The sequence below is a fragment of the Pseudoalteromonas sp. MB47 genome, assembly GCF_011319765.1.
GTDB classification, from domain to species: Bacteria; Pseudomonadota; Gammaproteobacteria; order Enterobacterales; family Alteromonadaceae; genus Pseudoalteromonas; species Pseudoalteromonas simplex.
Genome location: NZ_VFBD01000011.1, coordinates 1 through 20,762, shown reverse-complemented (window position 1 = coordinate 20,762; position 20,762 = coordinate 1). Strand labels below are relative to the sequence as shown.

Genomic DNA, 20,762 nt, shown 5'->3' with positions numbered 1-20,762 from the left:
ATGCATCAACTTTTTAAGCATGGATATTTTGTTTTATTGTTAGTCAGTGTACTTGTAATTAAAACAGCAAGGGCAGATAACTCAAGCGCACAATTAACCATAGCCTGCTCAGCAAATTTTAGCGCCACAATGGAGCAGTTAACTGCGTTATTTATTGCAACCTATGATCAGCCCATTGCAATTAAAGTATCAACGGCTTCTTCGGGAACATTGGCGACGCAAATTATGCATGGTGCGCCATTTGATTTATTTTTTTCTGCTGATAAAGCTTACCCCGCACGCCTGAATAAACAAGGAATAGGCATTGAAACAGCTCAATACGCTGCGGGTGTATTAGTTTTGTATGCAAATAAGCAAAATGTAACTCTCGAACAATTAACAAGCAATGCCCGCAATTTAACACTGGCCATTGCAAACCCTAAATATGCGCCTTACGGAAAAGCGGCAATTCAGGCGCTTGAGCAACTACAATTTAAACCAAAGCGTCTTATAAGAGGTAACTCGGTGCTACATGCTTTTCAATATGTTGACAGTGGTCATGCTGATTTGGGTTTTGTTGCGAAAAGCGTATTGTGGCCACAGCAGCAAGCTAAAGCGATTGAAATTCCACAAAGCTGGTATGAGCCTATCACGCAAGATGTACTACTGCTCTCAACATCAAGCCATGCCCGTGCTTTTTTTGAGTTTATACAAAGCAAGCCTGCTCATACTTTAATTCAAAAAATGGGTTATAAATTGCCATGAGTGAAGGCGATTTACAGGCGATTTATTTAACCCTTAAGCTCGCTTCGTTAACAACCTTAAGCTTGCTTGTGATCTGCGTACCGTGTGCGTATTGGTTGGCGCGCAGTCGGCATGGCGTAAAGCCTTTAATCGAAACGCTCGTGACCTTACCGTTAGTCTTGCCGCCAACAGTGATTGGTTATTATTTTTTAGTTCTTTTTTCTCCTAATCAAGGGCTTGGGCTTTGGTTGAATGAAGTGTTAGGTGTGCAATTGGTGTTTAGCTTTTCAGGTATTTTTTTATCATCAGTGATCTATAGTTTACCTTTTACATTTAGGCCGTTACAAAGTGCTTTTGAGCAATTGCCCACTGATTTATATCAGGCCGGTTCATTGCTCGGCTTTTCACCTGTAAAGCAGTTTTTTTTAATTTTATTACCGACTATCAAGCCAACATTATTAACAGCAGCAACATTGAGCTTTGCCCACACGATTGGTGAGTTTGGAGTAATATTAATGATTGGTGGTAATATTCCTGGGGAAACACAGGTTGTATCGCTCGCTATTTTTGATCATGTAGAAAGTTTAGATTTACAAGCAGCAGACTCATTAGCAGGGCTAATGCTGGTTTTTTCGTTTGTGACGGTTTTTGTTTGTCAGTGGTGGCAACGACAAAGTACTCAAATGAATGAACTAGCTAGCACGGCTTTGCGAGGTCAATGTGACTGACTTAGCGTTCAAAGACACTGTGGCTGATTTTAATATCACCATTGAGCAACCTGTTAAGCAGCATTTGATTTGCTCTCTAGAAAGTCAACACATTGCGGTTTTGCTGGCTCCAAGCGGTGCAGGCAAAACAAGTTTATTTAATGCCATAGCAGGTTTATCTCCGTGTAGGGGGAGTATTAAAGTGGCGGCTGAGCCGCAAGAACGTTTACCCACCTATCAGCGCCATATTGCTTATGTGACCCAATCTGCTTTGCCATTTAGCGGTATCACTGTGGCTAAACTCATTAAGTTAGTTACTCAGCAGCAAGCGACCCCTTTTGATGTGAACTGGGCTATTGAACCATTAGGATTAAGCGATAAATTAACAACCCCGTGCCAGCAATTAAGCGGTGGTCAAAAACAGCGTGTTGCATTGTTGCTAGCCATGCTAAAAGGAGCACCTTTGTTACTTTTGGATGAAGTGCTTTGTGGCTTAGATCAAGCCAGTAAACGTCATTGTATTGCGGTTATTCGTCATTATTTAAAATTAGCTAATGCAGCAGCCTTAGTTGCGTGTCATCAGTTTGAAGACATATTAGCATTAGCAGACTCAACACTTTTACAGTTAAAGCAAGCTGATACGCAAGTTTGGCAAGCTTACCCCGTCGAAAGTGGTTTGCGTCATTATCAGCAAGCCGGCTTACCCTCAGAGCAGCAACAAGCGGTGAAGGCTGTGCGTTCAGCCAGTGAGTTTGTATCTACCTTTAGTGCCACAGTCATTGCGCATCATTATGAGTTAGGGTTAAGTGAGTATCAGGTGGGGCAGCAGCGCTGCTTTACGCGATTAAATGCTCATCATACAGAGCTGCAAACCGTTTCACTTATGCTCAGGGCTAACCGAGTTGGTCTTGCAAAAAATGCCCTTTGCCAAAGTAGTTTTGTGAATCAATTAAAAGTACAGATTGAACACATCAAAGAGGTGAGCTGGCAAGGTGAAAAGGGCACATTAATCTCTGTAAGATTACCAACTCATGCAGGGGCGCATTTGATCAATGTGTGGATCACGCATTTATCTTATATCCAACTGCAGCCTCAATTATCACAAACGTGGTATTTAATTGGTAAAGCAGATGCAATGCATTGCTCAGGGCGATACGAGATTGTTTCTGACTAATCCGCGTCTGACATTTTTACATAGTTTTGCAAAGCGAGATATTTCATTAAAATGAGGGATGGTGCCAATGCTCAGTTGGTGCTCCCAGTAACATAGCTCAGTATCAACAAGTTCCATAAGCTTTTTGGGGCAACCTACGCAGGAGTTATTAGGGCCGCAAAAAAAGGTATCGGGCTCGTACAGAGGCAGCTCATCTTTAACTTGCGCGATGAGCTGGTACATAGCAGTGACACGATCTGGTTTTTTTGCGTTCATTAAGCTGCTTAAAAAACTAATTAAGTGCGATATCAAATGGTTGAAAAGCAACAATATCGCCACTTTGCCACTGTGATTGGTTTGCATCAAGAATAAGATAACCCGTGCTTTTGCTAAAGGTGCTTAAAACCCCGGAACCTTGTCCTTTAAGTGGCGTAACGACTGTGCCTGCTTCTGTATGTGATAAGGTCGCTCGCATAAACTCTGTTCTTCCCGTTTTTTTACTAACGGCGCTCGCTAAAGGTAAACGTAAGTTTGGTGTTGCTGTGATTGATTCACCGGCCATTTTTCTAAGCGCAGGTAAGGCGAGTTGATGTAAGGTGACTAAGCTTGAAACTGGGTTGCCCGGTAAGCCCATAAAACGCTTTGCATAATTGTGCTCACTGCGTTTTTCAAAATGGCCATAGGCAAAGGGTTTACCAGGTTTAATTGCGACTTTCCAAAATTGCATGCTGCCAAGTTGAGTTAACACCGCTTTGGTGTGATCTGCCTCACCAACTGATACACCACCTGATGAAATAACCACATCAGCACTTTCAATCGCTTGCTCAAAGGCTGCTTTTAGCGCATTTGGGTCATCATTAATAATGCCGAAGTCCAGCACCTCAAACCCTAAGTTATTTAATAAACATGCAGAGCTATAGCGATTGCTGTCAAAAATTCCCTCATTAGCACGTTGGCAACCAGGCTCAAATATTTCATCGCCAGTAGATAAAATAGCGACTTTTAGTGGCTTGTATACGTTAACACTTGCAATGCCTAATGATGCTAACATGCCAATGTCTGCTGCTTTTAGACGATGACCTTTGGTAAAAATTGTCTCGCCTTTTGTGATGTCTTCACCTTGGTAGCGCACATTTTGCGCTTTTTTTGAGGGGCTACTAAAAGTGATAAAATCGCCATCAACAGTATTGTTCACAATCGCTTGCTCTTGCATAACAACAGTATCAAAGCCTTCAGGAATAGGGGCGCCTGTCATGATGCGAATGCAACCACCTTGTTGCCATTGCCCGCTATACGCATTACCAGCAAAGGCTGTGCCTAGTAGCTTAAATTTAGAATAAACACTGAGATCGTTAAATTTAAATGCGTAGCCGTCCATCGCTGAGTTGTTATAACTAGGTACATTGATATCAGCAATAATGGGCTCGGCAATAATTCGTTGATGTGCGAGTTTTAACGGCACCGTTTCGCTTTCGACACAGGGGGTATTGTCATCAATAAGTGCTTGGCGAGCCTCTTCAAAAGGTAAAAATAAAGCGGACTGCGACATTATTATGATCCTTTTTGTTGATTGATCATCCACACTGCAGCTTCAACACGCGAGCGCAAATCTAATTTTTTTAGTAGATGTTTTACATGTACTTTTACAGTGCCATCTGAAATATCGAGTTCTCGTGCAATGAGTTTATTTGATAACCCTTTGGCAATGAGTTTTAAAATTTCAAACTCACGGCTAGTTAGCGTATTAATAAGATTCGCTTTTTGTGATACATCAGGTTTGCGAATGGCTTGAGCGAGTATGTCGGTGAGTTTTTCACTTAGCACCATTTTACCAACCGCAGCTTGTTTCATTTTTTCAAGAATTTCTTCAGGATCCATATCTTTTAATAGGTAGCCATCTGCACCGTAGCTAATTGCAGTTAATACATCTTCATCGTTATCTGACACGGTAAGCATAATTATTCTCGCAGTAACATCCTGTAGGCGCATGGCTTTGAGTGTTTCAAGGCCATCCATTCCTTGCATATTAAGATCAAGAATAATTAGGTCAGGATCGTGTTCTACTGCTAAGGCAAGCCCTTCTTTGCCATTGGAGGCTTCTGCGATGATCGTAAGTTCATCTTCAAGTTCAATGAGTTGCCTTAACCCTTTGCGTAATAAAGGGTGGTCGTCAATTAATAAAACGGTAGATTCTGAAACACTCATGCTTGACTCAATTTTTCACTTAGCTTGGAAACGGTTGCAATTATCTTAGCGTGGAACAAGTTAGGGTTCATCTAAAACAATAAAGCTACTCCCAATAACCTATCAGCCTTATTAATTATTTATTTAAAAACAGGTTGTTAGGGTTTTTTATACCCATTTATAGGTAGTAGTTAGTAGTGCTTGTTTTAATTCTGTTACCCATCTATGTGAATTGTACTGCCTTGATATTATGACCATAGTGGCCGTATCTAATAAATAAGGAGCGGCAAATGGCTGATCTAATAAGGTGGGAGCCCGAAAATGAAGGGTTTTGGGAATCCCAAGGCAAAAAAATAGCGCAAAGAAACCTGTGGATTTCGATACCAAGTTTGCTTTGTGGTTTCGCAGTTTGGTTATATTGGGGCATTTTAACAGTACAGATGATGAATGCCGGATTCGCATTCACGGCGGATGAGTTATTTACGCTCACGGCGATTGCCGGGTTGTCTGGTGCAACACTACGGATCCCGAGTAGTTTCTTTATTCGCTTTTGCGGTGGTCGAAATACTATTTTCTTTACGACTGCACTGTTGATGATACCTGCATTTTTTACAGGGTTAGCATTGCAAGACCCTACAACCCCTTTATGGCAGTATCAATTGCTAGCCTTACTCTCTGGTTTTGGTGGCGGTAACTTTGCCTCTTCAATGTCAAATATCAGTTTCTTTTTCCCTAAAAAACAACAAGGTTTGGCGCTTGGCCTTAATGCAGGTTTAGGAAACTTTGGTGTCACGACAATGCAAATCCTCATCCCGTTATTTATGACTTATGGAGTATTTGGTGCATTAGGTGGCGATCCAATAACCTTGGTTAGTCCATCGGGTAGCTTAATTGGTAAAATCCCTGCTGGCTCAGATACATGGATACAAAATGGTGGCTATTTATGGTTATTGATTTTGCTTCCTTTATTTTTTGCTTCATGGTTTGGAATGAATAACATTCGAACTCCAGAGGTATCGCCTAATCTAGGTAGCCCGATAAGCGCTTTTGCTATGATTTCGGTGATGCTGTTAATTGGCTTAGCAACCGCGGCGGCAGGGCTTTGGTTAATGCTGCCCGAATCAGCCAATGGTTCAGGTTTAGGCGTACCTAAAGAGTTGGTTTTGGTGTTAGTGGTGACTGTGACTGTGTTTGCGTTGAAAATGTTGCCAGGAGCAATCGGTGAGAGCTTATCAAAGCAGTACCAAATATTTAAAAATAAACACACATGGGTGATGAGTATTATTTACACCATGACTTTTGGTTCATTCATTGGTTTTGCCGCGGCATTCCCGCTTGCTATTAAAGTGATTTTTGGTTTTCAGCATATTGAAGTGGCTGGTGTTATGACCCACGACACAGTAAATCCTAATGGCCCAAGTGCATTAATGTTTGCGTGGATGGCGCCATTTATTGGTGCGTTAATTCGCCCAGTTGGCGGTTGGATTGCCGATAAACTGGGTGGTGCGCTGGTAACACAAGTGTGCTCAGTCGTGATGGTGATTTCATCGCTAGGCGCTGCTTATTACATGAAAGCTGCTTATCAATCAGCGACGCCAGAAGAGTACTTTGTGCCATTCTTTGTTTTGTTTTTAGTGTTGTTTGCTGCAACAGGTATTGGTAATGGTTCAACTTTCCGTACCATTGCAATGGTATTTCCAAAAGAGCAAGCCGGGCCTGTTTTAGGGTGGACATCTGCAGTGGCTGCATATGGTTCATTCTATATCCCAATGGTATTAGGTCAGCAAATTAAAGCAACGACACCAGAGGTGGCACTGATTGGCTTTGCTGCATTTTATGGTGTGTGTGTAATTATTAACTATTGGTTTTATTTAAGAAAAAATGGGGAGTTCTATAACCCTTAATTCTCTCCACTTCTAGAGCCATTAGTCTTTTGGTTTTTGGCTCTTTTTCTTACCTAAAAGTCAGAGGAATACAATGAGTAAGTTTCAAGAGTTACTATCAATGGCTCGCTATCAGCCAGAACAAGTTAAATTATTAATGCTATTTACCAAGGCAAATGTTGAAAACTCACATAATGATGTAAATAAAGGGGTAATTGAGCCGGTGATGTGCGTTGATAAATTGCCAGATGAATTACTTGATTATGAAACCCTGTGCCGTGAAGCCGATGCCATTAATAAAGAATGGGATTTAGTGTTTATTACCAGTATTGCGGCGAGCGTGGAAGCAAGTTTGATTGACAAAAGTATGAAATCAATGGTGAGCGATGTGCAGACGGGGCAAAATACAGCCATGTATGTTGTACTCGACAGAGAAGATAATTTAGTTGAATTAGTGGGTGCTTAGTTTTTACTGAATAAGTACATCATTAATAACAAAGTAATGAACCAAAACCCGCTAACTATCTTCCAAAAAACCAAGCTACTGGCCTCTTTAGGTTCAGGGCTTGGTTTTAAAAAAATTGGGTTAGGGGTGGTGAGATCATTAAGCAAACCCTCAACAGTTTCATAGCGCTCGGTTAAATCAAAACTGACGCCTTTTTGTAGTGCTTTATCAAACCAAACTGGGATTATAGGGTTGTGAGTTGAGGCACTTTGATAACGTAACTTGTCGTAGTCACTCATGCTTGTGCATTGCTCTACACGCTCGCTATAGGGGAGGTGTTTGGTGAACAATTCGTAGCAAATGGTGGCGAGGCTGTAAATATCGCCTTGTACGGCGCTATTTTTACCAACAAGGTAGTTTGGATCTGAATAACTTGCTGTTCCAAGTGCGCCAAGGTGTTCTATTGGGCGGTAGAGTTCTGCGACACCAGCAACAAAAACCGAACCAAAATCAACAAGTTTCACCTCATCATTGGCCAGTATCATAATATTACCCGGTTTTAGATCTTGATGAATAGCATCATTGCTATGAAAGGCTTCAAGCGCTTGTGCAACTTGTTTTACAATGGCAATGGCTCGCTTGGGCTTGAGTGGGTAATTGTTTTCCAGCCAAGTATCTAAGCTTTCACCATTTAACCACTCCATCAGGTAATAGAGGGCGCTACGAGGACGTGTGTGCTGAATAATTTTTACAACATGGGGTGAGTCAATACGACTGCCAATCCACTGCTCTTTAATGAATCTGTCGATGTAGTGATTATCATCTTCAAAATTAGCCGACGGTGTTTTCATGGCAAAGCGTTCACCGGTCTCACAGTCTTCAACTAAATAAAGTTGACTGCGGGGGGAAGAAAAGAGCTCTTCTATTATTTTATAGCCATCTAGTTTCATGCCGGCATTAAGCTCAGGCGGAAAAGGTAATTTGGTTAGCTCTTCGGTAAAGTCACTTTCATCTTGATGGGGTAGCTCATTAATTTTTACCACTACACAACTAATGTTATCGTCACTACCTTGCTCTAATGCCAATTCAGTTAAACGCTCTGACATTGATGCTGTACTACTTTGATGCATTAATGTTTGGATCAGTTGCTGCGTCGATAGAAAATCGTGGATGCCATCACTGCTTAGTAGGTAGATGTCACCTTGTTGTAACTCGACGCTGCAGTAGTCAATGTGTAGGTTGTTATCCATTCCCATGGCACGTGATAAAAATGATTTTCCTTGCCCTAAATGAGTTGTGTGATCTGTGGTAAGTTGCTCGAATATTGCATCTCTTAAGCGATACACTCGGCTGTCGCCAACGTGAAATATATGCCCATGAATTCCTTTAATAACCAAGCTACTAAAGGTTGATAAATAGCCCTTGTTATCATGCACAAACTCATGACTTTTTCTAAAAAGGCGTAAGTTTATTGCCGATAAAACCTGCTCCCCGCTGCGACTGACCGACCAAGTATCAGGGGTTTTAAAATATTCACTTAAAAAGCGTTTGACTGCGGTTTCGCTTGCTTCTTTACCAGCCTCAGCTGAACTCACTCCATCTGCAACACAAAAGGCGCACCCTTTTACATACCTAAGGTATTCATCTTTAGGAACTAAAAAGCCTGCATAGTCTTCATTTATTTCTTTAATGCCACTTGAGGACTTAAATCCAGTATCGATGTGTGTACTTAACATGGCGAGTTATCATTGCTCAGAAGTTACGTAAATAGTGCAAGAAAAGCTGCCCATTGTTCAATATTGAAATAACCATTTTTGCTTAAATTAAGATTTATGTTATTTGTTCTGGGTATAAAAATACCCAATAAGTGGTAGTTGAGGATTTCAGTTAAGTTGTTGATTTTGTTTATTTTTGTTTTATTTGTTGTTGCTCTTATTTTGGTAAAACATAAAAACCGATGCATTGTAGGTAGAAGGGCATACATTACAGCCGCTTTAGGTAAAATTAGGTTTTAACGCACAGTGCGAAACGTCGTTTTGCAACCAGCTAAGGGGGGAGGGATGCAAGAGTTGGAAAGAAATCGGGCTTTAGTGCTAGCGACTCTAGCATTTGCAGCCAACTTTTCAGTTTGGACTCTGTATGCAGCAATCGTTCTGCCGATAGCATCAATGTGGCATTTAAGTGTGACTGAAATTGGTGTACTGCTGGCAGCACCTATGTTGACGGGCGCCATTTTACGTATCCCTGTTGGCTTATTGGTTGACTGCATGTCTGCAAAGCTATTGTTTGTTTTGCAAATGTTACTTTGCATACCTGCTTTGTTACTGCTCTATGTTGCTTCAAATTACAATTATTTATTAATGATTGGTCTGTGGATTGGCATTAGTGGTTGTTCATTTACTATCGGCATTCGTTATGTCTGTGACTTCTTTCCTCGAAAACAGCAAGGTACTGCGATGGGAGTGTTCGGTGTTGGTAATTCTGGTGCTGCAATTACACTCGTATTTGCTCCTTGGTTGATCGAAAACTATGGCTGGCAGTGGGTTGGTCCTGCGTATGCATTAGGGTTGGCTATTATTGCTGTCATGTTTTGGCTATTAGCGCCCAGGCAGCCTGTACTCTCTGAACAGATTTATCAACCGCCGCAACGTTGGCAGCAATTACTAAAAAATCATCATATATGGCGTTTGGGGTTGTACTATTACTTTGTTTTTGGCTCTTTTTTAGCGCTGCTATTGTGGTTACCTTATTATTATATGCAGGCGTATCAACTCTCTTTAACCCAAGCGATGGCCTTTACTTTGTTTTTTGTCGCCACTTCATCGGTGATCAGAGCATTAGGAGGATGGTTTGCTGATAAATACGGTGGGCGTAGTGTTAACTGGAGTGTTTTTTGGGTCTGCTTAGTTTGCTTATTCTTTTTAAGTTACCCCCCAACCACTATGACAATTCACGGTGTTGAGCAAGATGTGGATTTAACTATTTCAGTTAATGTTTGGGTGTTTACGGCACTGCTTTTTATTATCGGTCTTGCGCAGGGTTTCGGTCGAGCGAGTGTGTTTAAGATGATCCATGAACATTACCCGCAACAAATGGGCGCAGTGGGCGGGATTGTGGCAGCTGTTGGTGCGTTAGGAGGCTTTACTTTACCCATACTCTTTAGTTATGCCGTTGATTTTGTAGGCTTCTATAGTGCCAGCTTCATGATGCTTTATGGTGTATTAGCGGCTTGTATGATGGTGATGTACTTCGCATTGAAAGCGCAACGATACCAACGTAGGTTAAAAGAGGCATCAAGTTATAATTTTTTAGAAGATGATGATCTATGAAACAAGCAACTTCGGATGAAAAAGTAAAACCAATGCCGGTGTTATTGAGACTTGCATTTCGACCTTTATTTTTATTTGGTGGTGCGTTTAGCTGTGTGGCGTTGGTATTATGGGAGCTTGCATTGAGCGGCCAATACTCATTTACTCCTTACGGAAATATCTTATTTTGGCACAGCCACGAAATGATTTTTGGTTTTGTCTCTGCGATTGTTGTTGGTTTTTTATTAACCGCGGTGCAAAACTGGACATCTATCCCCAGTATCAAAGGTAAAAAGTTAGCTGTTTTAGTAGGAGTATGGCTGCTAGCAAGAGTGTTAATGCTTATGAGTTTTACACCGCAATGGTTAATGCTCGCTATTGATGTATTGTTTTTACCTTTAGCCGGGTACTGGCTCGCAAAACCAATAATTGCTGTTGGACAAACCCGTAATTTGTTTTTTGTTCCAATTATTGTATTACTCAGCGCCGCTAATTTATTTATGCATTTGGGTGTGATTTTAAAAATACCTGCTCTTTACTCTCATGGGTTTATGTCGGCAATATGGTTAATTACATTGCTCATGAGCTTGCTAGGCGGGCGTGTGATCCCATTTTTTACAGCCAACGCCACAAAGACGCCTAAGCCAGAGCCTTTAGTTTGGCTTGAAATAATGAGCTTAGGGAGCACCTTGTTTATTTGTGTGTTGTTTTTTGTTGGCGCAATTTATTATATTCCAGCAACTTTCATAGGTATTTTAATGGTATTTTGTGCCGTTGCTCACGTGATACGTGCGTGGCGTTGGCATTTTAGCTTAACATTAAATACGCCACTCTTATGGAGTTTGCATGTTGCTTACTGGTTCATTCCAGTTGGGGTTTTTCTAATTGGCCTATCCTACTTATCTAATTTAGTGACTGTGTCTACGGCATTTCATGCTTTAACGGTGGGCGCAATGGGAAACATGATCCTCAGTATGATGGCTCGTGTCAGCCTTGGGCATACAGGGCGACAACTCATCGTTCGCCATTCAATTATTATTGCATTTGCATTAATTTTGATAGCGGCCATAGTAAGGGTGTTTGGTGCCTTGCTGATTAACGACTTTAGCCATTATTTTATTTTTGCATCAGTCATTGCTTGGTGCTTAGCCTATGGTGTATTTGTATTAGTCTATTTTCCTATTTTGACTAAACCTAGAGCAGATGGTCGCCCAGGTTAATCGCTGTATCACACGTGTTTTTTATGTTCTGGGCTGGCATATTTTGCAATGTGTGTGTTTTGCTATTTTAAATGTCTTAAAAGTGAGTGTTTGTGCATCGTATAGCGTTAATGCTACTTGGTCTGGGTTTAAACCTAGCAGGCTTTTTATTGCTTCTGTTGCTTGTAATGTGCCGATTGTCCCAACAACCGGTGAAAGAACACCTGCTTCCATGCAACTTAGGTTAGGTTCTGTAAATAAACGCGCAACGCACTCATAACAAGGGTCATTGTTACGCATTGGAAAGTGTATTATTTGCCCTTCCATGCGAATAGCCGAGCCTGAAATTAATGGTGTTTGATGTTGCCAGCATAGTTTGTTTATTAATAAGCGAGTGGTTAAATTATCACTGCAATCAATTACGACATCGGCATTTTCTATACAGTGCTCGTGTTGCTTCTTAAAGTGTGTAGCATGAATATCAATCTGATTTTGCGTATTGATTAAAGCCAATGCTTTTTTTGCTGACTCGACTTTGTTTATGCCAACCGAATGTTCTGGGTGGAGTATCTGCCTTTGCAGGTTCGTTACATCAACCGTATCGCCATCAAAAACCGTTATTTTCCCAATTCCCGATGCTGCTAGATAAGGCAAAGCAGCACATCCAAGTCCGCCTGCACCAATCACAAGAACATGACTGCTCATAAGCTTTTCTTGCCCTTCTTCTTGCACATGCGGTAATAAAATGTGGCGGCAGTAACGCATCGTGTTGGTTTGATCTAGCTGCATAGTTTTACCCGTCTTGTTTTTAGATATTCGGTTAAGGTGATCTGAGTAATCTAGCCTACACCAACGGGAGAGTCGATGTTATACCTCTTTGTGGGTGAGTGTTGGGTTTTATTGGTAACGCAATGATTTTATTGATTTAAGTCAAGTTTTGAAAGGCGGCCTGCTCGTAGGCTACTAGCAATTATATAGATAGCAGGTAGTGATATGAAAACACAAATCGCAATTATAGCAGCGGTGGTTACCTTAAGTGTGTCGTGGCAAGTTCATGCGGATACAGTCGATAATTTACAAAACATGCTAGCAAATGGTGAAGCGCACGGGATGTTTCGTTACCGCTTTGAAAATGTTGATCAACAAGGTGTCGCTGAGCAGGCAAATGCATCGACCTTGTTAACACGTTTAAATTATACATCGGCTACGCTCAAAGATGTGCAAGCGCTAATAGAGTTTGACAATGTATCTGTTATTGGTAGTGAAAATTATAACAGTACAATAAATGGCTATGTTGATCATGCTGTTGTGGCTGATCCTAAAGGGACTGAGCTGAATCAAGCTAGCTTAAAATATAGCAATGATCAGTTGGAGTTTATTGCGGGTCGACAACGTATTAATTTAGATGATCAGCGTTTTGTTGGTGGTGTTGCATGGCGTCAGAATGAACAAACATTTGATGGCTATCGGATTGTTTATAAACCGAATTCAGCACTCAAGCTTGATTATAGCTACGTATATAATGTTAATCGTATTTTTGGTGAAGATAGCCCTTCGGGAGATTTGCATGGCAAATTACACTTTGCCAATGCTGCTTATCAGTTTAATAAACAATTAACTTTAACAGGCTTTGCGTATCTGTTTGATTTTGACTCAGCTTCAGCATTATCGAGCCAAACACTTGGCATACGAGCAAAGGGAGCGATTACTGACTCATTAACATATACCTTAAGCTATGCGCGTCAAAGTGATTATGCCGACAATGCTGCGTCCTATGATGCAGACTACTTACTTGCTGAGCTACAAGGTCGCTTAGCGTCTGTTAATTGGACGGTGGGCTATGAAGTGTTAGGTGCAGACAATGGGGTTAGCTTTAGCACGCCATTAGCAACAGCTCATAAATTCCAAGGTTTTGCAGATAAGTTTTTAGCAACACCGACAGAAGGCATTGAAGATTTATACCTAGGTGTAAGTGCAAAAATGTCGGGTGTAAAACTTGCTGCGACCTATCATAGTTATCAAAGTAATGAGCAAAGCATTGATTATGGAGATGAAATTAACCTATCTGCTGCTTATGCTTTTGCAAAGCATGCCAATGTCTTACTAAAGTATGCAAATTATCAAGCTGATGATTATGCCACTGATACTGACAAAGTGTGGTTAATGCTGACATATAAGTATTAACCTGAAATTTGAACTTCCGCGATCAGAGCCTCTTAGGGGGCTTTTTTCTTTTTAACCTACCAAAGAAATCATAATCACATAGCTATTACTTTTAATCTTGCTTTTTTCCGACAGGGTATTTGTTTATCTCTTTGTGAGTAGTGTTGCTTAGCACGCTTGTGCTTACACGTAATATGACGTTTACCAAAGTAGGTAAGTCAAAATTGTGCCTTCCCATCAGCTTGTTATTGCTTGATATACATCAATATTTTTCAGCTATAGGCTATCCAAAATAAGGCTAAATGAAGTTATTGGAGAGTACTATGGCAGGTAAAAAGTTTACGATTTTTTCCTTTACTGGAAAAATGAAAGTGCTGCACCTTAGTTGGATGGCATTTTTTATTACGTTTATGGTGTGGTTTAATTTTGCCCCGCTATTACAGGCAGTCAAAACCTCGCTTGGATTAACCACAGAACAAGTGAGGACCTTACTGATATTAAACGTTGCATTAACGATCCCCGCTCGGGTCATTATTGGTATGCTAACAGATAAGTATGGCCCTCGGCTTGTTTATTCGAGCCTATTAGTTGTGTGTTCTATTCCGTGTTTTATGTTTGCCTTTGCTGATAGCTTTTTACAAGCTGCTATTGCTCGATTTCTACTTGGGTTTATAGGTGCAGGTTTTGTGATTGGCATCCGCATGGTTTCAGAATGGTTTCCACATCATGAGCTAGGTACCGCAGAAGGTATATATGGGGGCTGGGGTAATTTCGGTTCAGCAGCTGCTGCATTTACTTTACCGACCATTGCATTGTTAGTCGGGGGCGATGATGGCTGGCGTTATGCAATAGGCATTACCGGGTTATTGAGCTTGGTTTTTGGTTTTATTTATTATGCCAATGTGACCAATACACCAAAAGGGTCTACTTACTTTAGACCAAAGAACTTGGGGGCTATGGAAGTTACCTCTAAAGGTGATTTTTTCTTACTTTTAATCATGAAAATTCCAATGTATGCCGCGCTTGCATTATTAACATGGAAATTGTCACCTAATGGTGTCGGCATGCTTGAAGCAAATGTGGTTAATATCACTTATGGTGCTCTAGTGTTACTTTATTTATTTGAAGTTAAAAAGGTCTGGAGTGTAAATAAGGGGGTATTTGAGCAAGAAGTGCCTGAGTTGCATCGCTATAGTTTTAAGCAGGTTGCAGTGTTAGATATTTTGTATTTTACTAACTTTGGTTCAGAGCTTGCGGTTGTGTCTATGTTGCCATTATTTTTTGCAGATACATTCTCGCTCGATCCCGTGATGGCAGGCATGGTTGCTGGCGCTTACGCATTTATGAATTTAATGTCGCGCCCAGCTGGAGGCTGGATCTCTGATAAATTTGGTCGTAAAACAACGTTACTAATTTTAACGGCAGGCCTAGCAGCCGGTTACTTTTTAATGGGAATGGTCGATGCACAGTGGCCGCTGTGGTTAGCTGTAGTAACAGCTATGGCATGTTCTTTCTTTGTGCAATCTGGCGAAGGTGCCGTATTTGCAGTTGTACCATTAATTAAACGCCGTTTAACCGGCCAGATTGCGGGAATGACTGGTGCTTACGGTAATGTCGGGGCTGTGACGTTTTTAACAGTGTTATCGTTCGTTGATTATGCAACCTTCTTTTATGTTATTGCTGGAACCGCGATGATTGGTTTTGTTACCTTATTCTTTATGGATGAGCCAAGAGGGCAAATTGCAGAAGTGCGTGAAGATGGTACGGTTGAGCTAATTGACGTATCAAATAAGGGGTAATTAAACCCTATAACAATAAACCAGCACATTGTGCTGGTTTATTGTCTTTAGTGGCCCAAGCAATAAACTTAAGGCTTTGCGTTACGGGTTGCTATTTTGATTTTGGCCTAAATACTTGAATAACGTCTTCGTTACAGGTGATGTAGGGACCTTCAAGTAAATCGATACAATAAGGAACAGCGGGGAAAACAGCATCTAAACATTGGCGAATTGCTTTTGGTTTGCCAGGTAAATTGATAATGAGTGAATTTCCCCGTATCCCAGCTGTCTGCCTGGATAAAATAGCGGTAGGTACATACTTTAAACTTTCTTGACGCATTAACTCACCAAATCCTGGCATCATTTTATCACATACAGCTTCTGTCGCTTCTGGCGTAACATCTCGCTTAGCAGGCCCAGTTCCACCTGTAGTAATGATCAGTGCACAATTTTGCTCAGCTAGTTCGCACAATGCTCGCTCTATGAGTGGTTGCTCATCTTCAACAAGTTTATTGCATGCTTGCCAAGGGGAGTTTATATAATCGTTTAAAGTATCTTTAATAGCGGGGCCTGATAAATCGTCATATTGACCTCTGCTAGCGCGATCGCTCACCGTTAAAATACCTATTTTGGCTATCATTGCTTTCCCTTATTTATTTTGATGTGTGTTGAGTCTAGCAAAGCTGTTCGTTGAGTTAACTCCTCCTTAGTGGGTAGATGTTAACAGTTGAGCACTTTAATAATACAACTCTACAAAGCCATCATTGAATAGGGGAATTTAGTAGCATGTTTTAATTAGGCACACGACTTCTTGATTTATTGTTTAAATAAAACATTATTTTCTAAATGTATGTGTTCTTTAAGATCTAGATATAGCTCTTTAATTTGCAAATACAATAATTGCCAATCATTATCTGCTTCTATAGGTGGAGTAAAATTATTGGTAAGTTCGACGAGTGTGTCTAAGGCTTGTGCATGAGTTTGATGTTCAGCTTCCATCACAGAAATAGGCCCTGAGGGATAAAACCCTTTCATAATCATAGGGAATAAAATAGCTTCCTCTTTCATCATATGTTCTTCAAGTTCATAACGCATCTGTGATAGATGAGACTCTAAATGTTGTGGAAAAAGTTCTTTAAAAGAGCTTTTTTCTTGAACTACTTTACACATGTGGAGTAATTGGCGGAATTGTATTCTGTGCTTTTCATGAAAGTTATCAATGATATGCGCAACCAATTTTATTGGCGATTGAGTTTGCCAATTAAAGTGAGATTTATTTTCTGCTTGCTCTAAATTTGTGAGTTTAAAAAGAAAAGCTGCTTTATCTATTTTGGCATTGGCCAGTGCTACTTTGAGTTGCTGTTTGCCATTTAAGAAAAAATCTAGATTGTAATCATTGAAAAGATCGGTAGCACCAGGGACTGTGCAGGCAATATCGCTTAGAGTTTGAGTTTGAACAGACATTTCAATCCTTTGTAAAAGTAGTGAGTAGTCCTTTTAATCTAGAGTATGTTTTATACTAAATATATTCCTCCTAATAGATAGAGTTAGACTAACCTTTTATGAGTAATTTAAGACTTAAAAGTGCGCTGATAATTATTTTTAAGTTGAGCTTATTTTAATTTTGTCTGGCTCACAATTTCGCAGATGGATTTTTAAATAGCAAGCTTTGAAGGGGGCGGGAAAATTTGGAGATAAAATAAAGCCCTATGTAAATAGGGCTTTGCTGGAAGTTTGACTACTAATCTTACTCAATATTCTGGATCTGTTCGCGCATTTGCTCGATTAACACTTTTAGTTCTACCGCAGCGTTTGTGATGTCACTGTTGATAGACTTTGACGCTAATGTGTTTGCTTCACGGTTAAACTCTTGCATCATAAAGTCTAGGCGTCGGCCACATGCGCCGCCTTTAGTTAAGATTTTTTTGGTTTCTTTAACATGCGACTTTAAGCGGTCAAGTTCTTCAGCAACATCTTGCTTTTGTGCAAGGTAAATAAGCTCTTGCTCAAGACGAGACTCATCGATGTCTGTTTTTAGTTCTTCTAGCTTTTGGTTTAGCTTTTCACGTTGCCATTTAGCGATTTCAGGTAAGTGACCTTCAACAATGGCTACTTGCTCTAAAATAGCATCAAGGCGAGTTGCGATCATTTCTTGTAAGTTTGCGCCTTCATCGCCGCGAGCTTGTTTAAAATCTTCAATCACTTCATCGAAGCCTGCAATTAGCGCAGTGTTTACGCTATCCATGTCGAGCTCTTCGGCTTCCATAACGCCAGGCCAACGTAAAATATCAACTGGGTTGATGTCACCATTGCTTTGGTTTTGCACCCATTGTGCGCTTTTAATTAATTGCTCAGCGAGTGATTCGTTAATCGTTAACTCACCAACATGCGCTGGATTTGCAGCAAACTTTAAGAAAACTTCAACCTTACCGCGTTGTAAATGTTTACGTAAACGCTCACGAATAACCGGTTCCATGCCACGAAATTGCTCAGGTGCGCGGATAAAAGTTTCAAGGTAACGTTGGTTTACTGAACGAATTTCCCAAGTGCCAGTGCCCCATTCGCCTTTAATTTCGCGGCGCGCATAAGCTGTCATGCTGTGGATCATGGATGATTTCCTAGTGTTATTAAATTTACAAAGTTGACTGATTATACCGAATCAGCTTTTAACCTCTAGCGTAAATTTTCTGAAATGTGCTTTTCTGATGCAGTTAATTATGTAAATGAACATGGCATCTAGCACCACATCGACTTATAATGTGGCAAATTCAGAATTAAGGGGATCGTTAATGCGTCCAAGCGAAAGAACACCTAACCAAATTAGACCGGTTACATTCACACGTAATTACACTATGCATGCTGAAGGTTCAGTATTAGTAGAGTTTGGAAATACTAAAGTTTTGTGTACAGCAACTGTTGAAGCTGGTGTACCACGCTTTATGAAAGGCCAAGGTAAAGGTTGGGTTACGGCTGAATACGGTATGTTACCTCGTTCAACACATACTCGTAATGGCCGTGAAGCATCGCGCGGTAAGCAGGGCGGTCGTACTATGGAAATTCAACGCTTAATCGCACGTGCACTTCGTGCTGCGGTTGACTTAAAAGCGTTAGGTGAAAACACCATTACTATCGATTGTGATGTTATTCAAGCTGATGGCGGTACACGTACAGCATCAATCAGTGGTGCATGTGTTGCATTAGTTGATGCGCTTACTTACATGCGTAGTAAAGGTATGATCAATTCAAACCCACTTAAGCATATGATTGCGGCAATCTCAGTTGGTGTATATAAAGGTCAACCAATTAGTGACCTTGAGTACCTAGAAGATTCTGAAGCCGAAACAGATATGAACGTGATCTTGACCGAAACTGGCAAAATCATCGAAATTCAAGGTACAGCTGAAGGCGAACCTTTCTCATTCGACGAACTTGATGAGCTACTTACATTAGCTAAGCACTCAATTCGTGAAATTATCGACGTTCAAAAGCAAGCATTAGCTTGATAAAGAAGTAGGTTTATTAGTTATGAAAGATTATCAAAAAGAGTTTATTGAATTCGCACTTGAAAAGCAGGTGCTTAAATTTGGTGAGTTTACTTTAAAGTCTGGCCGCACTAGCCCTTATTTCTTCAACGCTGGTTTATTCAATACCGGTCGTGACCTTGCACGCTTGGGTCGCTTTTACGCTGCAGCACTTGAAGATGCGGGCATTGATTACGATGTATTATTCGGCCCTGCTTATAAAGGTATTCCAATCGCAACAACAACAGCGGTTGCTTTAGCAGATCATCACGACAAAGATGTACCATATTGTTTTAACCGTAAAGAGAAAAAAGCACACGGTGAAGGTGGTACATTAGTAGGTTCTGAACTTAAAGGTAAGATCATGTTAGTTGATGACGTGATCACTGCAGGTACAGCTATTCGTGAGTCTATGGAAATCATTGCAGATAATGGTGCGGACTTAAGTGGTGTTTTAATTGCACTTGACCGCCAAGAGAAAGGTAAAGCTGAGTTATCTGCTATTCAAGAAGTCGAGCGAGACTTTGGCACTAAAGTTATCTCTATTGTAAAACTAGCTGACTTAATTAGTTACCTAGAAGCCAAAGGTACAATGGATGAGCATTTAGCTGCAGTAAAAGCATACCGTGATCAATACGGCATTGCTTAACACCTAAAATGCGAACAATTTAAAGGCCCAGCTATATTGCTGGGCCTTTTTGTTTTTAGAATCTTGTACTTTTATGGCCTTAAATACGGTTAAAAAGTTACTGAAGCGTTAATAAAGTTTCTCTTTTGTGGTGTTTAGACTAAAAAGGATACAAAAGGCAGTTTTTTTAAAGTTTTCTCAAAAAAGTGCTTGCGTTAATTCGCTGCATCCCTATAATGCGCATCCACCGACACGGCGGACTGCTTACAAAAAAGCAAAGCGACGAGTTGGTTGAGTCAAGTAAGACTGAGTTTTGAAAAAATAAACTTTTCTCAAAATTAAGTGTTGACAAAAATAACGGCTTGCGTAGAATGCACAGCCCTTGAGACGCAAAAGTATCTCAAACGTTCTTTAACAATATAAAGCAATCATCTGTGTGGGCACTCGTACAGATTGAGTTCTAACAGCGAAGCTTAGTTTACTAAGTGGAGCAAACAAATTTAGAGTCTCAATTTCTTATGAGTGACTATATAGTCAATTCGTTTTGATTTTACTTTTTTAAAAAGTAGAAACAAACAATCAGAATTCATTGAGCATGGTTTGAAGTTTACTTCAAACAAAAAACTTTTAATTGAAGAGTTTGATCATGGCTCAGATTGAACGCTGGCGGCAGGCCTAACACATGCAAGTCGAGCGGTAACAGAGAGTAGCTTGCTACTCTGCTGACGAGCGGCGGACGGGTGAGTAATGCTTGGGAATATGCCTTATGGTGGGGGACAACAGTTGGAAACGACTGCTAATACCGCATGATGTCTACGGACCAAAGTGGGGGACCTTCGGGCCTCACGCCATAAGATTAGCCCAAGTGGGATTAGCTAGTTGGTGAGGTAATGGCTCACCAAGGCGACGATCCCTAGCTGGTTTGAGAGGATGATCAGCCACACTGGGACTGAGACACGGCCCAGACTCCTACGGGAGGCAGCAGTGGGGAATATTGCACAATGGGCGCAAGCCTGATGCAGCCATGCCGCGTGTGTGAAGAAGGCCTTCGGGTTGTAAAGCACTTTCAG

19 protein-coding genes and 1 rRNA gene are annotated in these 20,762 nt (G+C 40.8%); 12 read left to right on the top strand and 8 right to left on the bottom strand.

Going from position 1 to position 20,762, the window contains the following annotated elements:
* From modA to IMPJCBKJ_RS06810, 3 genes are read left to right on the top strand one after another with little or no spacing between them, the layout of a single operon-like run.
* Window positions 1-744, top strand: coding sequence for a molybdate ABC transporter substrate-binding protein (modA, locus tag IMPJCBKJ_RS06820; RefSeq protein ID WP_166339493.1), 744 nt, complete (start codon window positions 1-3; stop codon window positions 742-744).
* Entirely contained in the window at window positions 741-1,451 is a 711-nt protein-coding gene (gene modB, locus IMPJCBKJ_RS06815) for a molybdate ABC transporter permease subunit (RefSeq protein WP_166339491.1), read from the top strand. The genes modA and modB overlap by 4 nt, the downstream gene beginning before the upstream one ends.
* Entirely contained in the window at window positions 1,444-2,604 is a 1,161-nt protein-coding gene (locus tag IMPJCBKJ_RS06810) for an ATP-binding cassette domain-containing protein (protein WP_166339489.1), read from the top strand. The genes modB and IMPJCBKJ_RS06810 overlap by 8 nt, the downstream gene beginning before the upstream one ends.
* On the opposite strand, the gene IMPJCBKJ_RS20695 is transcribed toward IMPJCBKJ_RS06810, so the two are convergent.
* The 3 genes from IMPJCBKJ_RS20695 to narL are packed head-to-tail and all read right to left on the bottom strand — an operon-like array spanning window position 2,575 to window position 4,788.
* Window positions 2,575-2,859, bottom strand: coding sequence for a hypothetical protein (locus IMPJCBKJ_RS20695; RefSeq protein ID WP_166339487.1), 285 nt, complete (start codon window positions 2,857-2,859; stop codon window positions 2,575-2,577). The two genes, IMPJCBKJ_RS06810 and IMPJCBKJ_RS20695, sit on opposite strands and share 30 nt — an antisense overlap.
* Window positions 2,860-2,875: 16 nt before the next feature.
* Window positions 2,876-4,132 carry a gephyrin-like molybdotransferase Glp gene (glp, locus tag IMPJCBKJ_RS06800; protein ID WP_166339485.1) on the bottom strand — a complete coding sequence of 419 codons (1,257 nt, stop codon included), beginning with the start codon at window positions 4,130-4,132 and terminating at the stop codon, window positions 2,876-2,878.
* A gap of 2 nt (window positions 4,133-4,134) precedes the next feature.
* Window positions 4,135-4,788 carry a two-component system response regulator NarL gene (gene narL / locus IMPJCBKJ_RS06795; protein WP_166339483.1) on the bottom strand — a complete coding sequence of 218 codons (654 nt, stop codon included), beginning with the start codon at window positions 4,786-4,788 and terminating at the stop codon, window positions 4,135-4,137.
* Between the two features lie 269 nt (window positions 4,789-5,057).
* Between narL and IMPJCBKJ_RS06790 the strand changes: the two genes are divergently transcribed.
* Together IMPJCBKJ_RS06790 and IMPJCBKJ_RS06785 are read left to right on the top strand one after the other, a co-directional pair.
* Window positions 5,058-6,671 (top strand): MFS transporter, encoded by a 1,614-nt coding sequence (locus IMPJCBKJ_RS06790; RefSeq protein ID WP_166339481.1) that lies wholly within the window; start codon window positions 5,058-5,060, stop codon window positions 6,669-6,671.
* A 73-nt stretch (window positions 6,672-6,744) separates the two neighbouring features.
* Window positions 6,745-7,116 (top strand): ribonucleotide reductase subunit alpha, encoded by a 372-nt coding sequence (locus IMPJCBKJ_RS06785; protein ID WP_166339479.1) that lies wholly within the window; start codon window positions 6,745-6,747, stop codon window positions 7,114-7,116.
* Here IMPJCBKJ_RS06785 and IMPJCBKJ_RS06780 read toward each other — a convergent pair.
* On the bottom strand, window positions 7,113-8,831 hold the full coding sequence (locus IMPJCBKJ_RS06780; RefSeq protein ID WP_166339477.1) for a bifunctional protein-serine/threonine kinase/phosphatase: 1,719 nt from the start codon (window positions 8,829-8,831) through the stop codon (window positions 7,113-7,115). The genes IMPJCBKJ_RS06785 and IMPJCBKJ_RS06780 overlap by 4 nt on opposite strands.
* Before the next feature lie 324 nt (window positions 8,832-9,155).
* On the opposite strand from IMPJCBKJ_RS06780, the gene IMPJCBKJ_RS06775 reads away from it, so the two are divergent.
* Together IMPJCBKJ_RS06775 and IMPJCBKJ_RS06770 are read left to right on the top strand one after the other, a co-directional pair.
* Window positions 9,156-10,424 carry a nitrate/nitrite transporter gene (locus IMPJCBKJ_RS06775; RefSeq protein ID WP_166339475.1) on the top strand — a complete coding sequence of 423 codons (1,269 nt, stop codon included), beginning with the start codon at window positions 9,156-9,158 and terminating at the stop codon, window positions 10,422-10,424.
* Window positions 10,421-11,623 (top strand): NnrS family protein, encoded by a 1,203-nt coding sequence (locus tag IMPJCBKJ_RS06770; RefSeq protein WP_166339473.1) that lies wholly within the window; start codon window positions 10,421-10,423, stop codon window positions 11,621-11,623. Before IMPJCBKJ_RS06775 ends, IMPJCBKJ_RS06770 begins: the two co-directional genes overlap by 4 nt.
* 21 nt (window positions 11,624-11,644) lie before the next feature.
* Here IMPJCBKJ_RS06770 and moeB read toward each other — a convergent pair whose 3' ends face one another.
* Window positions 11,645-12,391 (bottom strand): molybdopterin-synthase adenylyltransferase MoeB, encoded by a 747-nt coding sequence (moeB, locus tag IMPJCBKJ_RS06765; protein ID WP_166339471.1) that lies wholly within the window; start codon window positions 12,389-12,391, stop codon window positions 11,645-11,647.
* Between the two features lie 204 nt (window positions 12,392-12,595).
* Here moeB and IMPJCBKJ_RS06760 point away from each other — a divergent pair, with 204 nt between their 5' ends.
* Together IMPJCBKJ_RS06760 and IMPJCBKJ_RS06755 are read left to right on the top strand one after the other, a co-directional pair.
* Window positions 12,596-13,786, top strand: coding sequence for an alginate export family protein (locus tag IMPJCBKJ_RS06760; protein ID WP_166339469.1), 1,191 nt, complete (start codon window positions 12,596-12,598; stop codon window positions 13,784-13,786).
* A gap of 302 nt (window positions 13,787-14,088) precedes the next feature.
* Complete coding sequence (locus tag IMPJCBKJ_RS06755) at window positions 14,089-15,564, top strand: NarK family nitrate/nitrite MFS transporter (RefSeq protein ID WP_166339467.1); 1,476 nt, start codon at window positions 14,089-14,091, stop codon at window positions 15,562-15,564.
* Between the two features lie 91 nt (window positions 15,565-15,655).
* Here IMPJCBKJ_RS06755 and mog read toward each other — a convergent pair whose 3' ends face one another.
* The 3 genes from mog to IMPJCBKJ_RS06740 all read right to left on the bottom strand — a co-directional run bounded on the left by mog (window position 15,656) and on the right by IMPJCBKJ_RS06740 (window position 18,151).
* Window positions 15,656-16,183, bottom strand: a complete 528-nt coding sequence (gene mog, locus IMPJCBKJ_RS06750) for a molybdopterin adenylyltransferase (protein ID WP_166339465.1) — start codon at window positions 16,181-16,183, stop codon at window positions 15,656-15,658.
* 176 nt (window positions 16,184-16,359) lie between these two features.
* On the bottom strand, window positions 16,360-17,007 hold the full coding sequence (locus tag IMPJCBKJ_RS06745) for a DUF542 domain-containing protein (RefSeq protein ID WP_166339463.1): 648 nt from the start codon (window positions 17,005-17,007) through the stop codon (window positions 16,360-16,362).
* A gap of 283 nt (window positions 17,008-17,290) precedes the next feature.
* Complete coding sequence (locus IMPJCBKJ_RS06740; protein WP_166339461.1) at window positions 17,291-18,151, bottom strand: YicC/YloC family endoribonuclease; 861 nt, start codon at window positions 18,149-18,151, stop codon at window positions 17,291-17,293.
* Window positions 18,152-18,332: 181 nt separating this feature from the next.
* Here IMPJCBKJ_RS06740 and rph point away from each other — a divergent pair, with 181 nt between their 5' ends.
* The 3 genes from rph to IMPJCBKJ_RS06725 all read left to right on the top strand — a co-directional run.
* On the top strand, window positions 18,333-19,046 hold the full coding sequence (gene rph / locus IMPJCBKJ_RS06735) for a ribonuclease PH (RefSeq protein ID WP_054554228.1): 714 nt from the start codon (window positions 18,333-18,335) through the stop codon (window positions 19,044-19,046).
* A 22-nt stretch (window positions 19,047-19,068) separates the two neighbouring features.
* A complete protein-coding gene (pyrE, locus tag IMPJCBKJ_RS06730) occupies window positions 19,069-19,713 on the top strand; it encodes an orotate phosphoribosyltransferase (RefSeq protein ID WP_054554229.1) in 645 nt (214 codons plus the stop codon).
* Between the two features lie 607 nt (window positions 19,714-20,320).
* A 16S ribosomal RNA gene (locus IMPJCBKJ_RS06725) occupies window positions 20,321-20,762 on the top strand; the annotation flags it as partial.